This window comes from Xanthomonas sp. NCPPB 1826, assembly GCF_056725285.1.
Genome location: NZ_CM161521.1, coordinates 4,194,596 through 4,208,386, shown reverse-complemented (window position 1 = coordinate 4,208,386; position 13,791 = coordinate 4,194,596). Strand labels below are relative to the sequence as shown.

13 protein-coding genes are annotated in these 13,791 nt (G+C 62.1%); 6 read left to right on the top strand and 7 right to left on the bottom strand.

The annotated features are described in order from the left end of the window. Positions 1-44: 44 nt before the first annotated feature. The 5 genes from AC1PLA_RS17570 to AC1PLA_RS17550 form a co-directional block, all read right to left on the bottom strand. Positions 45-800 carry an ABC transporter ATP-binding protein gene (locus AC1PLA_RS17570; protein WP_481105043.1) on the bottom strand — a complete coding sequence of 252 codons (756 nt, stop codon included), beginning with the start codon at positions 798-800 and terminating at the stop codon, positions 45-47. A gap of 9 nt (positions 801-809) precedes the next feature. Further along, positions 810-1,589: an ABC transporter permease gene (locus AC1PLA_RS17565; protein ID WP_197944233.1), complete on the bottom strand. Its 780-nt coding sequence runs from the start codon at positions 1,587-1,589 to the stop codon at positions 810-812. A gap of 62 nt (positions 1,590-1,651) precedes the next feature. Continuing rightward, positions 1,652-2,815 (bottom strand): trans-sulfuration enzyme family protein, encoded by a 1,164-nt coding sequence (locus AC1PLA_RS17560; protein WP_481105042.1) that lies wholly within the window; start codon positions 2,813-2,815, stop codon positions 1,652-1,654. Positions 2,816-3,966: 1,151 nt separating this feature from the next. Continuing rightward, the gene (locus AC1PLA_RS17555; protein ID WP_481105041.1) at positions 3,967-4,911 is read right to left on the bottom strand and encodes an electron transfer flavoprotein subunit alpha/FixB family protein; all 945 of its coding nucleotides are present in this window, start codon (positions 4,909-4,911) and stop codon (positions 3,967-3,969) included. Continuing rightward, positions 4,911-5,657, bottom strand: coding sequence for an electron transfer flavoprotein subunit beta/FixA family protein (locus AC1PLA_RS17550; protein ID WP_481105040.1), 747 nt, complete (start codon positions 5,655-5,657; stop codon positions 4,911-4,913). The genes AC1PLA_RS17555 and AC1PLA_RS17550 overlap by 1 nt, the downstream gene beginning before the upstream one ends. Before the next feature lie 228 nt (positions 5,658-5,885). Here AC1PLA_RS17550 and rfbB point away from each other — a divergent pair, with 228 nt between their 5' ends. The 4 genes from rfbB to rfbD all read left to right on the top strand — a co-directional run bounded on the left by rfbB (position 5,886) and on the right by rfbD (position 9,350). Next, a complete protein-coding gene (gene rfbB, locus AC1PLA_RS17545) occupies positions 5,886-6,941 on the top strand; it encodes a dTDP-glucose 4,6-dehydratase (RefSeq protein ID WP_481105039.1) in 1,056 nt (351 codons plus the stop codon). Between the two features lie 62 nt (positions 6,942-7,003). Then, positions 7,004-7,891, top strand: a complete 888-nt coding sequence (gene rfbA / locus AC1PLA_RS17540; RefSeq protein ID WP_016903936.1) for a glucose-1-phosphate thymidylyltransferase RfbA — start codon at positions 7,004-7,006, stop codon at positions 7,889-7,891. Then, positions 7,888-8,445, top strand: coding sequence for a dTDP-4-dehydrorhamnose 3,5-epimerase (gene rfbC / locus AC1PLA_RS17535; RefSeq protein WP_016903935.1), 558 nt, complete (start codon positions 7,888-7,890; stop codon positions 8,443-8,445). The genes rfbA and rfbC overlap by 4 nt, the downstream gene beginning before the upstream one ends. Beyond that, entirely contained in the window at positions 8,442-9,350 is a 909-nt protein-coding gene (gene rfbD / locus AC1PLA_RS17530; RefSeq protein WP_481105038.1) for a dTDP-4-dehydrorhamnose reductase, read from the top strand. The genes rfbC and rfbD overlap by 4 nt, the downstream gene beginning before the upstream one ends. Before the next feature lie 115 nt (positions 9,351-9,465). Here the strand turns inward: rfbD and AC1PLA_RS17525 are convergent, their stop codons facing one another. Together AC1PLA_RS17525 and AC1PLA_RS17520 are read right to left on the bottom strand one after the other, a co-directional pair. Beyond that, positions 9,466-10,869: a mannose-1-phosphate guanylyltransferase/mannose-6-phosphate isomerase gene (locus tag AC1PLA_RS17525; protein ID WP_481105037.1), complete on the bottom strand. Its 1,404-nt coding sequence runs from the start codon at positions 10,867-10,869 to the stop codon at positions 9,466-9,468. Between the two features lie 48 nt (positions 10,870-10,917). After that, on the bottom strand, positions 10,918-12,264 hold the full coding sequence (locus AC1PLA_RS17520) for a phosphohexomutase domain-containing protein (protein WP_046344371.1): 1,347 nt from the start codon (positions 12,262-12,264) through the stop codon (positions 10,918-10,920). A 134-nt stretch (positions 12,265-12,398) separates the two neighbouring features. Here AC1PLA_RS17520 and AC1PLA_RS17515 point away from each other — a divergent pair, with 134 nt between their 5' ends. Both AC1PLA_RS17515 and AC1PLA_RS17510 read left to right on the top strand, forming a co-directional pair. Beyond that, positions 12,399-13,130 (top strand): CoA transferase subunit A, encoded by a 732-nt coding sequence (locus AC1PLA_RS17515; protein ID WP_046344369.1) that lies wholly within the window; start codon positions 12,399-12,401, stop codon positions 13,128-13,130. After that, positions 13,130-13,771, top strand: coding sequence for a CoA transferase subunit B (locus AC1PLA_RS17510; protein ID WP_481105036.1), 642 nt, complete (start codon positions 13,130-13,132; stop codon positions 13,769-13,771). Before AC1PLA_RS17515 ends, AC1PLA_RS17510 begins: the two co-directional genes overlap by 1 nt. The last annotated feature ends 20 nt before the right edge of the window (positions 13,772-13,791 follow it).

Genomic DNA, 13,791 nt, shown 5'->3' with positions numbered 1-13,791 from the left:
AACGATTCCGAATAAAGTGAGGTTAAGACTTTGCTGTCAGGCGGTCAGTGGGAATTGACAAATTGCTCGTAAGCGGAAACGACCGATTCAGTGTCGCCGAACATTCTGATCGATCCATTGTCCATCCACATTACCTTATTGCAAACCCGGCGAATTTCTTCGTTGGAATGCATCGCCAACACGACGATGTCTGATCGGCCGTGCAGGTCTTGGAGACGCTGTTTTGCCTTTTGCATGAAGCCAGCATCGCCCACGCCCATCACTTCGTCCAGCAGTAGAATCTGCGCATCTACTGCAGTGGAAATGGCGAAGGCCAAGCGGACACGCATGCCACTCGAATACGTGCGGGTGGGCAAGTCGAGGTAATCGCCAAGCTCGCTGAACTCGGCGATGCTGTTCTGCTTCTCGATGATTTCCTGCTTGGTCATGCCCAGCAGCAGCCCGCGAAGGCGGATGTTCTGCCAGCCCGTAGAGTTATCATCCATGCCAAGACTGATGTCGAGCAGGGGTACCACCTTACCGTCCAGCCTGACGGTGCCACCCGTCGGCGCATAGATGCCGCCCAGGACCCTCAATAGCGTGGATTTGCCTGCGCCGTTGTGGCCGATGAGACCGATGCGGTCACCGGTCTCCAAACGAACACTGACGTCCTGCAGCGCACGGACGACGATCACGCCGTCATTGCTATCTGCCACTGCATTGGATCGGCCCAGTCGCATTACCTGGCGTTTGAGCGATCGTCCATGCACCTCATAAATAGGCAGGTCGAGACTTACATGATTGAGTTCAATGAATGCCATGAGAAATCCTTACACCCAGTACGAGATACGCTTGTGGTATCGGTTGATCATTACTAACGCAACCAACCAGCCAGCAATCGCCATGACGATAGCCACTGTCCATGTCCGTGCGGATGGAACTTCCCCCAGCAGCGGCTGTCGAACCGCGTTGAGCAGGTAAGCCATCGGATTCAAATTGACGATGAATGAGTACTTCGTGAGCGCTTCGGGCTTGTACATGATCGGAGTAACGTAGAACGCTACCTGCATGACGGCCGCCACTATCTGCGGAAAATCGCGGAAGCGTGCCGAAAGGATGCCCGACAACGTCGCCATCCACGTCGCATTCAAGACCAGCAGCAGGATGCCGGGAATTACGAGCAGAATGGTATCCCAGCGCTTGACTCCAAAAATCGCCAGTAGCAGTACAACAATGACAATGTTGTGGGCGAGGATCAGAAGGTTACGCCACGGCACCTGAAGGATGTAGATGAACTTGGGTGTCGCCACCTGGCGGATATAGGACGCATTGGCAATGAATGCATTGCTGCCTTCCTGGACAGTGCTGGTGAACATTCCCCACATGACTAGGCTGATCGCAAGGTAGGGAAGATACTCACTGAGTTTCTGTCCAAACAGGGTGCCGTAAACCATGCCGATGGACGCGATGATCACACCCATGCTAATGGTCAGCCAAAATGGGCCAACCCGCGAGCGGGCGTAACGCTGCCGGATTTCAAGCCAACCGAGCAGCGTCCAGAGGCGCCATGACAGAAGGCTGCGCCTCAGATCGGATATTGCTTCATTCATTATTGGTTCTCATGGATTCAAGGTACCCGCGATGCCTCGCGGCAGTACGGGCGATAAGAGGCTCAGCGTCCGAGGGCCGCATCGAGCTCGCGGCGGAGATCTGCCAGGTCTTCGACACCAACCGACAGCCGGATCAGGTTGTCCGTGATCCCAAGACGCTTCCGCTGGGCCGGGGGGATGGAGGCGTGGGTCATGACGGCGGGCAGCTCGATCAGGCTCTCCACCCCGCCCAGCGATTCGGCCAGCGCGAACAGTTCGCACCTTTCTAGCATCCGACGCGCCTTCACCTTGCCGCCCTTCACCCGCATCGAAATGATGCCGCCAAAGCCATCCATTTGGCGCTTGGCCAGGGCGTGCTGCGGATGACTCTGGAGACCAGGATAAATAACGGATTCGACTCGATTTTCGCGCTCAAGCCATCGAGCCAGCTCAAGCGCACTTTCGTTGTGCGTTCGCATGCGAAGGTGCAGCGTCTTGAGTCCGCGTAGTGCGAGAAACGAATCAAATGGTCCGGCAACCGATCCGATAGAGTTCTGTAGGAAAGCCATCTGCTCCGCGAGTGCGTCGTTCGCCACCACCACGATACCCCCGACCATATCGGAGTGACCGTTGAGGTATTTTGTTGCGGAATGCAGGACTAGATCAGCGCCGTATTCCAGCGGTCGCTGGATCATGGGCGAGCAGAATGTATTGTCCACCACCAAGAGCAGGCCGTGCTTTCTAGCGAACTCCCCGAGCTTCTGAAGATCGACGACCTTCAGCAAGGGGTTAGTGGGCGTTTCGGCCCAAATCATTCGTGTATTGGGGCGGAGCGCGGACCGGATTGCGTCAAGATCATTTAGATCCGCATAGGTGAACTGCAGTCCCGCCGAACGTTGGCGAACCCGCTCGAACAGTCGGTAGGTTCCTCCATACAGATCGTCCATTGCGATCACGTGGTCCCCGGTGTCCAGCAATTCAAGCACCGTGGAAGCAGCACCCAGTCCGGAACCGAAAGCGAAGCCGGCCTTGCCCCCTTCCAGACTCGCAACGCACGCCTCGTAGGCGCTTCGTGTCGGATTCTGGGTGCGCGAGTACTCGTAGCCCTTATGCTCGCCCGGACTTGTCTGCACGTAAGTCGAGGTGGCGTAGATAGGGGTCATGATCGCGCCGGTCGAGGGATCGGGCGTCTGACCTGCATGAATGGCTCGGGTACCAAGCCCAAGCGGATGCGGGATTTTTGCCATCGGGATACAACCTAGACCAAGGGATGGGCATTCTAGGGCAAGCTCAGCCCCGCCGCGTCAGCTTGGTTCAGCTTTTCGGCGCGCTAGTGGATAGTATGCGGGGCGTGTTAAGGCGGGGCGGGGGCGCTTACCCGTCCATCTGCTATTCAACGTCTTGTCCTGAGGAGTGCCCTCGGCGCCCGCCCGCGTGCCCTGATATGCGAAGAGGATAAAGATATGACCCGCCGGAAGGCGCTCTGACCCCTGCCGTAGTAGGGATGATCCTACTCACAATAGCCGTGCTGGCATGCGGCCAAGTTCTGTTCCAGCAGGCTTCTGGTCAATTGTCGTTTTCCCGGCCTGCCAGCCTGATCTCCTGGACACTTTTTTGTCTCTCGGCCTATGGCATTGCGACGTTGCTGTGGCTGGCTGCGCTGTCTCGCGTTCCTTTATCCGCAGCATTTCCGTTCTACGGTTGACATTTTCTACTTGTGCCGTTATTCGCGTATTGGCTCCTGCATGAGCCAATTCGCCCGCAGGTTTGGATTGGAGGCGGGGTCGTCATGCTAGGTGTATTGATTGCTTCATGGGGGCAGTGACTAACGGTTGAGAGGGCTGATATAACCATCTTCAACACTTGAGTGATGGCGAAATCATCTGCATGTCGCGTCGTACAGAGGCTCTCGCCGCGCTGTAGAAGCCCATCGAATCTATGGTCTCGCCAGTAAAGCCCCGCCAACGGGAGGACGTCACGTATCGGTGATTAGCACCTTCAATGGCATCTTTTACGCGATCGAGCAGACACCGCTTCTTCGAATTGCTCAACGTTGTCCGGGCGGTCTTGCCTCGAAGGATGTCTGCCGCTTCATGAGGCGCGCTACGTCATAGCGCGCGACCTTGACCCGCCCGCGTCGGATTTGCACCAAGCTTGCGCACATCGTAGACCTTGAAATTCTCGTCACATCCGCGTTTGCTCTGCGCCATCAACGGTTCCTCGGTCTTCTCTTGCTTACAGGACGACTGGGCATTAGGCGGTCCACTAGATACAGCTGGCGTCCCTGCCAACCTTGAATATACCTGGAAGCGTCCATGTATCTATCAATGAGCCGGGATAGAAGAAGACTGCGCATGGCGATCGTCTGCCATGCGTCGTAACACAGAGCGGCTTGGCTTCAAGCAAGCGCAGCCTCCAGCTCCGGCAGCAGGGTGAACAAATCCCCCACCAACCCGATGTCGGCAATCTCGAAGATTGGCGACTCCGGGTCCTTGTTGATTGCCACGATCGTTCCGGCGTCCTTGATGCCGGTCAGATGCTGGATCGCCCCGCTGATGCCGATCGCCACGTACAGCTCGGGCGCGATGATCTTGCCCGTCTGGCCGACCTGCAGCTCGTTCGGTACGTAGCCGGCGTCCACGGCGGCGCGCGAGGCGCCCACGGCGGCGCCGAGTTTGTCGGCCAGGCTGTAGATGTGCTGGAAGTTCTCGGCCGAACCGACGCCGCGGCCGCCGGAGACCACGCGCTTGGCGCTCTGCAGGTCCGGGCGATCGGAGCTGCCTGCGGCCAGGCCAACGAACCGGGTGTGGGTCGGCAACACTGCATCCACAGCGATGGACTCGATTGCTGCACTGCCGCCGGCTGCCGCTTCCGGCCAGGAGGCGCTGCGCACGGTCGCAACCACGACCTGGTCGGCCGGTGCTTTCACCGTGATGATCGCGTTGCCGGCGTAGATCGGGCGCTTGAAGGTGTAGGCATCTTCAACCGCCATCAGGTCGGACACCTGGTTGACGCCTAGCAGCGCGGCCACGACCGGCATCAGGTCCTTGCCGAACGTGGTCGAGGGGCCGAACACGTGGGTGTAGCCCTGGCCGGCGAGCTGGGCGATCTGCGGCCCCAGCACCTGCGCGATGGCGTGTTCATTGGCGGCGTTTGCCACTGTCAGCACGCGAGCAACGCCCGCCAGCTGCGCGGCCTGGGTCGCAACTGCGGCCGGATCGGCCGCCAGCACGACGATGTCGATGGACTCGGCCGACACCGCGAGCGCGGCGCTGAGGGTCTTGGCGGTGGCCGCGTTGAGCTGGCCGTTGAGATGTTCGGCAACAATGAGAACCTTGGCCATTACAGCAACCCCTTCTGCTTGAGTGCGGCCACCAGCTCGGCGGCGTCCTTGACCATCACGCCGCGGCTGCGCTTGGACGGCGGCGCGTAGTGGGTAGTGGCCAGGCTGTCGTGCGCATTGACGCCGAGATCGGCAAAGGCAAGCGTTTCCAGCGGCTTGCTCTTGGCCTTCATGATGTCCGGCAGCTTGATGAAGCGTGGCTCGTTCAGGCGCAGATCGGTGGTGACGACTGCCGGCAGGTCCACTTCCATCGTCTCCAGGCCGGCATCGACTTCGCGGGTCACCGTGGCCTTGCCATCGGCGACCACCAGCTTGCCGGCGAAGGTCGCCTGCGGGCGGCCCCACAGGGTGGCCAGCATCTGGCCGGTCTGGTTGGCGTCGTCGTCGATCGCCTGCTTGCCCAGGATGACCAAGTCCGGCTGTTCCTTCTCGACCAGCTTGAGCAGGGTGCGCGCGGCGGTCAGCGGCTGGATGGCCGCGTCGGTGACCACGTGGATGGCGCGGTTGGCGCCCATGGCCAGGCCATTGCGCAGATGCGCCGCAGCATCTGCCGGTGCCAGGGTGGCGACCACCACCTCGGTGGCGATGCCGGCGTCGCGCAGGCGCAACGCCTCTTCCAGGGCGATTTCGTCGAACGGGTTCGGTGAAAGCTTGACGCCGTCGGTGACCACACCGGAGCCATCGGGCTTGACCTGAATGCGGACGTTGTAGTCCACCACGCGCTTGTAGGCGACGAGGATTTTCATCGTGTACGAGATCCTTCAGCTGTTGCGGGAAGGCCCGGCCGCGGCGGCAGGCTCGGGAGTGGGGCCATTCTAACCGGGCGGGATGCACCATGCGATGGCGTATGGATGCTGCGGCGCAACACTTGCGCGTATCGTTTGGGCAATGCTTAGGCCCCGGTATTGCTCCGGCCGTATATCCTGTGTGGTTTGAGAACGCAGCGCAGCGCGCGCGACCAGGAGGGGTAGATAGTGGCGACTTGGCTAGTGACCGGCGGGGCCGGTTTTATCGGCGGAAATTTTGTTCTCGAGGCAATCGCGCGCGGCATCCGCGTGATCAATCTCGACGCGCTCACCTATGCGGGGAACCTGAACACGCTGGCGTCGCTGGAAGGCAATGCCGACCACGTCTTCGTCAAGGGCGACATTGGCGACGGCGCGCTCGTGACCCGTCTGCTGCAGGAACATCAGCCGGACGCAGTGCTGAACTTCGCTGCCGAAAGCCATGTGGATCGCTCGATCGAAGGCCCTGGCGCGTTCATCCAGACCAACGTTGTCGGCACCCTGGCCTTGCTCGAGGCCGTGCGCGACTACTGGAAGGCGCTGCCGGATGCGCGTCGCGAGGCCTTCCGGTTCCTGCATGTGTCCACCGACGAGGTCTATGGCACGCTGGGCGAGACCGGCAAGTTCACCGAGACCACGCCGTATGCGCCAAATTCTCCGTACTCGGCGTCCAAAGCCGCCTCGGATCACCTGGTACGCGCGTTCCATCACACCTACGGGCTGCCGGTACTGACCACCAACTGCTCGAATAACTACGGCCCATATCATTTCCCGGAAAAGCTCATTCCGCTGGTGATCGCCAAGGCGCTGGCCGGCGAGCCGTTGCCGGTGTACGGCGATGGCAAGCAGGTGCGCGACTGGTTGTTCGTCAGCGACCACTGCGAGGCAATCCGCACCGTGCTGGGCAAGGGCAAGGTCGGCGAGACATACAACGTGGGCGGCAACTCCGAGCGCCAGAACATCGAGGTCGTGCAGGCGATCTGTGCGCTGCTGGATCAGCATCGCCCGCGTGAGGATGGCAAGCCGCGCGCGAGCCAGATCACCTATGTCACCGATCGCCCCGGACACGATCGTCGCTACGCGATCGATGCCTCCAAGTTGAAGAGCGAGCTGGGTTGGGAGCCGGCGTATACCTTCGAGCAAGGCATCGCGCAGACGGTGGAGTGGTACCTGACCAACCAGACCTGGGTGCAGGGCGTGCTGGATGGCAGCTATCGGCTGGAACGGATCGGCGCCGCGGCCTAACGCGAGCCCTTAGCAAGAGCCCGCGCATGCAAGCGTGTGCGGGCCTCAACAGGACATCCCTGATGACACAACGTAAAGGCATCATTCTGGCGGGCGGCTCCGGCACGCGCCTGTACCCGATCACCAAAGGCGTCAGCAAGCAGCTGCTGCCGGTGTACGACAAGCCGATGATCTATTACCCGCTGAGCGTGCTGATGCTCGCGGGTATCCGCGACATCCTGATCATCAATACGCCGCACGAGCAGGCGCTGTTCCAGTCGCTGCTGGGCGATGGTTCCCAGTGGGGCGTCAATATCCAGTATGCCGTGCAGCCCAGCCCTGACGGCCTGGCGCAGGCCTATCTGATCGGTCGCGAGTTCGTCGACGGCAAGCCGAGTTGCCTGGTGTTGGGCGACAATATCTTCCACGGGCATGGTCTGACCGATACCTTGCGCCGCGCCGATGCGCGTGAGCAAGGTGCAACCGTCTTCGGTTACTGGGTCAACGACCCGGAGCGCTATGGCGTTGCCGAATTCGATCAACAAGGCAAGGTCATCGACATTGCCGAAAAGCCGGAAAAGCCCCGTTCCAACTACGCCGTCACTGGCTTGTATTTCTATGACGGCAAGGCCAGCGACTACGCGGCTGCGTTGAAGCCTTCGCCGCGCGGCGAGCTGGAGATCACCGATCTCAATCGCTGCTATCTCGATGCCGGCAATCTGCACCTGGAGCCGCTGGGGCGCGGGTATGCATGGCTGGATACCGGTACGCATCAGTCATTGCACGAAGCGGCCAATTTCATCGAGACCATCCAGATGCGCCAGGGCCTGCAGGTGTGCTGCCCGGAAGAAATCGCATTTGGTCAGGGCTGGATCGATGCGGAGCAGCTGGAGCGCCTGGCGGCGCCGTTGTTGAAGAATGACTATGGCAGGTATCTGCACGAATTGGCCGTACGAGGAGTAGTGCCTTGAAAGTGATCGAAACGCGTCTACCTGGTTGCGTCGTCATCGAGCCGGCAGTGTTCGGCGATGCGCGCGGCTATTTCTTCGAAACATGGAATGCCGAACGCTTTGGTCAGCACGGCTTGCCGACGCAATTCGTGCAGAGCAACGTGTCCACCTCCGCCAAGGGCGTGCTGCGTGGTCTGCACTACCAATGGCCGCGTCCGCAGGGCAAGTTGGTCAGCGTGCTGGAGGGCGAGGTCTATGACGTCGCCGTCGATGTGCGTCACGGCTCGCCCAACTTCGGTCAATGGGCGGCGGTGGTGCTGAGCGCGGAAAACAAGAAGCAGTTCTGGATTCCGGAAGGCTTCGCGCACGGCTTTGCAGTATTGTCCGAACGTGCAGTGTTCAGTTACCTGTGCACCGACGTCTATGTCAAGGAAGCCGATGCCGGCGTGCGCTGGGACGACGCTGCGATCGGGATCGATTGGCCGATCAGCGATCCGTTGCTGTCTGCCAAGGATGCCGACGCGCCGTTCCTGGGTGACGTAGCGGTCGATCGCTTGCCGGTGTTTACCCCGTGACCACATTGGTCTTTGGAGCGAACGGGCAGGTCGGCACCGAGCTGCTGCGCGCACTGGCAGCCGATGGTGCAGTACAGGCCACCACGCGCAGCGGGCAGTTGCCTGATGGCAGTGCCTGCGAGGTGGCGGACTTCGACGCACCGCAGACGCTGACGTCCTTGCTGGACCGGATCGGCCCGAGCCGCGTCGTCAATGCCGCCGCCTATACCGCAGTGGATCGCGCCGAGCAGGACCGCGACGGCGCATTACGCGCCAATGCGACCTCGCCCGGCGTCATCGCCGCATGGTGTGCATCCAACAACGTACCGCTGGTGCATTACTCGACCGATTACGTCTTCGACGGTCAGGGCACCGCGCCGTATCCGGAGGATGCGCACACCTCGCCGCTGGGCGTGTATGGCGAGACCAAGCTTGCTGGCGAGGAGGCGATCCGTGCTTCGGGCGCGCAGCATCTGATCCTGCGCACGGCATGGGTGTACGCCTCGCACGGCGCGAATTTCCTGCGCACCATGTTGCGTGTCGGTGCCGAGCGCGATGAGCTGCGGGTGGTGGCCGATCAGGTTGGAACACCGACACCCGCCGCCCTGATTGCCGATGTCACTGCGCAGTTGCTGCGCCAGCGCACACCCGACACGTCGGGTACCTGGCACCTCACGGCTGCAGGGCAGACCAGCTGGCATGGTTTTGCCGAGGCGATCTTCCAGCAAGCTGTCAGCGCAGGCCTGTTGTCGCGTGCACCGCGCGTGGTACCGATCACGACCGCCGACTATCCGACGCCTGCAAAGCGGCCGGCGTACTCGCGGCTGTCGATCGACAAGCTGCAGCGCGATTTCGACATCATGTTGCCGGACTGGCAGCTCGGCCTGCAGCGCGTGATTGCCGAAATCGCCGCTGCCAGACAGTAAATCGGCGACTCCGGGCGGTGGCGATAGTTCCGCCGATCCATGCAGGCCGCAAAAACAAACAGCCGGGAATCCCCGGCTGTTTGCGTATGTGTTGCAGAGTCCTGCAAGCGACCAATCAGGTGCGCCCGTAGGTGTCTTCGAAACGCACGATGTCGTCTTCGCCCAGATAGCTGCCGGACTGCACTTCGATCAGTTCCAGCGGCAACTTGCCCGGATTGCGCAGGCGATGGGTCACGCCCAGTGGGATGTAGGTACTCTGGTTTTCGGTCAGCAGCAGCACCTCTTCGCCACGGGTGACTTCGGCGGTTCCGCTCACCACGATCCAGTGTTCGGCGCGATGGTGGTGCATCTGCAGGCTCAGCACCGCACCGGGTTTGACGGTGATGCGCTTGACCTGGTGGCGCTGGCCCATGTCGATCGAATCGTAGGCGCCCCACGGGCGATAGACCTTGCGATGCCAGGTGGCCTCGGAACGACCAGCCGTCTTGATCTGGCCCACCACGTCCTTGACCTCCTGGATGCGATCGCGGTGACCGACCAGCACGGCATCCGGCGTCTCGACGACGACGACGTCTTCCAGGCCGACCATGGCGATCAGGCGCGAGCCGTACGCATAGGTGTTCTTGCAGTCCAGCTGGATGACATCGCCGTAGTGGGCGTTGCCCTGGGCGTCCTGCTTGGAGACGTCCAGCAGCGACGACCACGAACCGACATCGTTCCAGCCGGCATCCAGCGGCACCACCACTGCATCGGCGGTCTTTTCCATCACCGCATAGTCGATCGAATCCGATGGGCTGGAGGCGAACGCATCCTTATCCAGACGGGTGAAGTCGGCGTCGCGCTTGCCGCCTTCCCACGCCTTCTGGCATGCATCGGCGATGGCGGGCTGGAACTTGCGCAGTTCTTCCAGATAGCGCGAGGCACGGAACAGAAACATGCCGCTGTTCCAGTAATACTCGCCGCTGGCCAGATAGCCTTGCGCGGTGGCCAGGTCGGGCTTTTCGACGAAGCGTTCGACGGCGCTGACGCCGGTACCCGCGCTTGCCTTGATATAGCCGTAGCCGGTTTCGGGCGCGGTGGGCTTGATGCCGAAGGTGACCAACTTGCCTTGTTCGGCTGCAGTCGCCGCCAAGGTGACCGCGGCCTGGAATGCCGCTTCATCCTGAATCACGTGATCGGACGGCAGCACCAGCAGCAGCGGATCGCTACCGTCGCGAGTCGCTTCCAGTGCAGCAACGGCGATGGCCGGCGCGGTATTGCGACCCTTGGGCTCGAGCAGGATGGCCGACGGCTTCACGCCCAACTGCTGCAACTGCTCGGCGGCCATGAAGCGGTGTTCTTCGTTGGCCACCACGATGGGGGCATGCGCCGCCACCGGGGCGGAACGCAGCCAGGTGGCCTGCAGCATGCTGTGCTCGCCGACCAGCGGCAGGAACTGCTTGGGATACGATTCGCGCGACAACGGCCACAGGCGCGTGCCGGAACCGCCGGACAGGATGATAGGTAGGACGTCGCTCATGGGCGGGGGAAACTCCAAAGTGCGTCTAAAGGTGGGAGAGGGGGTGAATCAGCCGCGCAGCAGATCGGAAATTTCCTGCGTACGCGTTTCCAGCAGTGCGGCATCGCCACGCGTTTCCACGTTCAGACGCAGCAGCGGCTCGGTGTTGGAGCTGCGCAGGTTGAAACGCCATTGGCCGAAGTCGGCACTGATGCCATCGGTGTAGTCCAGTTCCGGCGACTGATCGCCGTAGTGATCCATCACGCGGGCAACCGCCGCCTTGGCATCGTCCACCTTGAAGTTGATCTCGCCGCTGCAGGGGAATTTCTGCATGCGCGCCTCGACCAGATCCGCCAGCGAACGACCGGACTGCGACACCAGCTCGGCGATCAACAACCACGGGATCATGCCGGAGTCGGCGTAGGCGAACTCGCGGAAATAGTGGTGCGCGCTCATCTCGCCGCCATACACGGCATTTTCGCTGCGCATCTTTTCCTTGATGAAGGCATGGCCGCTCTTGCACAGCACCGGGGTGCCGCCAGCGTCCTCGACCATCTCGACGGTGTTCCAGGTCAGGCGCGGGTCGTGCACGACCTTGCCACCCGGCTGCTTGGCCAGGATCGCCTGGGCCAGCAGGCCGACCAGGTAATAGCCTTCGATGAAGCGGCCGGTGTGGTCGAAGAAGAAGCAGCGATCGAAGTCGCCGTCCCAGGCAATACCGAAGTCGGCGCCATGTTCCTTGACCGCCCTGGCGGTGGCGTCGCGGTTTTCCGGCAGCAGCGGGTTGGGGATGCCGTTGGGGAAGTTGCCATCGGGTTCATGGAAGACGCGGATGAACTCGAACGGCAGCTGCGGGGCAAGCAGGTCGACGATCAGGCCGGCGCCGCCGTTGCCGGCGTTGACCACCAGCTTGAGCGGCTTGAGCGTGCTGCGGTCCACGTAGCTGAGCAGATGCTCCAGGTAGGCGGTCTTGTCGGTGCGGCTCTGCTCGCTTGCGGTGGGCTCGCCCGGCGCGGCGGTATCGGCAGCGACGGTGTCGCGGATCGCGAACAGGCCGGTGTCGGAGCTGATCGGCCGCGCCTGCTCGCGGACCAGCTTCATTCCGTTGTAGTCCATCGGGTTATGGCTGGCAGTGACCATCACGCCGCCGGCTGCCTTGAGGTAATCGGTCTGGAAATAGACCTCCTCGGTGCCGCACAGGCCGATGTCGATCACTTCGCGGCCGCTGGCGCGCAGGCCGGCCGAGAGCGCTTCCTGCAGGCCGGGACTGGCCAGGCGCACATCGTGGCCCAAGACCACGGGCCCTTGCTCCAGCTGCGCCGCCAATGCCACGCCGATGCGGCGCGCCAAGTCCTCGTTGAGTTCATCCGGCACGCGGCCGCGAATATCGTAGGCCTTGAAGGCGGGTAGCGTCATGGGCAATTCCTGGGGTGGGGGAATTCCGAGTTTAGCGGCTGTGCCGTGTCTTGGGTGTGGCGGAATTGCGATCGGGGACAGGGAACAGTCAGCGGCTAGAATGGCCGCTTCACATCAGCGAGGCGAGGGCGGTGATGAGCAATGGTGGACGTGGTGCGGCAAGCGGCAAACGCTATGCCGACGCCGGGGCGGCGCTGGATGGGGTGCTGGCCGATGGCCAGACCCTGGCGGTCGGCGGCTTCGGATTGTGCGGAATCCCGGAAGCGCTGATCGCGGCAGTGCGCGAGAGCGGGGTCAGCGGATTGACCGTGATCTCCAACAATGCGGGTGTCGACGGATTCGGGCTGGGTCAATTATTGGCCACCCGGCAGATCCGCAAGATGATTTCGTCCTACGTGGGCGAGAACAAGGAATTCGAGCGGCAGTACCTGGCCGGCGAACTCGAGCTGGAGTTCAACCCGCAGGGCACGCTGGCCGAGCGCCTGCGCGCGGGCGGTGCGGGAATTCCCGCGTTCTATACCGCAACCGGCTACGGCACCATCGTCGCCCAGGGTAAGGAAACCCGGCAATTCGACGGCAAGCAGTACGTAATGGAAACCGCGCTGCAGGCCGACGTCGCGCTGGTCAAGGCCTGGCGTGCGGACACGGCTGGCAATCTGGTGTTCCGCAAGACCGCGCGCAACTTCAACCCGGCCTGCGCCATGGCCGGTCGCGTCTGCGTCGCCGAGGTCGAGGAGATTGTGGAGGTGGGTGCGATCGATCCGGACCAGGTGCATCTGCCCGGCATCTATGTCGACCGGCTGGTGCTCAACGCCACCCCGGAAAAACGCATCGAACAGCGCACCGTGCGCGAAGGACAGCACTGATGGCCTGGACCAGAGACCAGATGGCCGCACGTGCGGCGCGCGAGTTGACCGATGGTGCCTACGTCAACCTGGGCATCGGCCTGCCGACGCTGGTGGCCAACCACATTCCCGATGGCGTGGACGTGTGGCTGCAATCGGAGAACGGCCTGCTCGGCATTGGCCCGTTTCCCAGCGAGGACGAGGTGGATGCGGACCTGATCAATGCCGGCAAGCAGACAGTCACCGCGCGTGCCGGCGCCAGTTATTTTGGCAGCCACGACTCGTTTGCAATGATCCGCGGCGGGCACATCGATCTGGCGATTCTCGGTGCGATGCAGGTCACCGAGCGCGGCGACCTAGCCAACTGGATGGTGCCCGGCAAGATGGTCAAGGGCATGGGCGGCGCGATGGACCTGGTGGCTGGCGTCAAGCGCGTTGTCGTGCTGATGGAACACGTCGCCAAGGACGGCAGCCACAAGATCCTGCCCGAATGCGACCTGCCATTGACCGGTGTCGGCGTGGTCGATCGCATCATCACCGACCTGGCGGTATTCGACGTCACCGATCGCGGGCTGGTGCTGGTGGAGGCGGCCGAGGGAGTGGAGCTGGATGAGTTGCGCGCCAAAACCGGTGTCGCATTCGTTGTGCAAACACGAGACTAGTTGCGTTGCAATCCGCAAGG

Excerpts from the sequence above, each read along its gene's own strand:
- AC1PLA_RS17565 (WP_197944233.1), bottom strand. The coding sequence starts at position 1,589 with ATGAATGAAGCAATATCCGATCTGAGGCGCAGCCTTCTGTCATGGCGC.
- AC1PLA_RS17560 (WP_481105042.1), bottom strand. The coding sequence starts at position 2,815 with ATGGCAAAAATCCCGCATCCGCTTGGGCTTGGTACCCGAGCCATTCAT.
- AC1PLA_RS17515 (WP_046344369.1), top strand. The coding sequence starts at position 12,399 with ATGAGCAATGGTGGACGTGGTGCGGCAAGCGGCAAACGCTATGCCGAC.
- AC1PLA_RS17570 (WP_481105043.1), bottom strand. The coding sequence starts at position 800 with ATGGCATTCATTGAACTCAATCATGTAAGTCTCGACCTGCCTATTTAT.
- AC1PLA_RS17525 (WP_481105037.1), bottom strand. The coding sequence starts at position 10,869 with ATGAGCGACGTCCTACCTATCATCCTGTCCGGCGGTTCCGGCACGCGC.
- AC1PLA_RS17550 (WP_481105040.1), bottom strand. The coding sequence starts at position 5,657 with ATGAAAATCCTCGTCGCCTACAAGCGCGTGGTGGACTACAACGTCCGC.
- AC1PLA_RS17520 (WP_046344371.1), bottom strand. The coding sequence starts at position 12,264 with ATGACGCTACCCGCCTTCAAGGCCTACGATATTCGCGGCCGCGTGCCG.
- AC1PLA_RS17510 (WP_481105036.1), top strand. The coding sequence starts at position 13,130 with ATGGCCTGGACCAGAGACCAGATGGCCGCACGTGCGGCGCGCGAGTTG.
- AC1PLA_RS17555 (WP_481105041.1), bottom strand. The coding sequence starts at position 4,911 with ATGGCCAAGGTTCTCATTGTTGCCGAACATCTCAACGGCCAGCTCAAC.
- rfbA (WP_016903936.1), top strand. The coding sequence starts at position 7,004 with ATGACACAACGTAAAGGCATCATTCTGGCGGGCGGCTCCGGCACGCGC.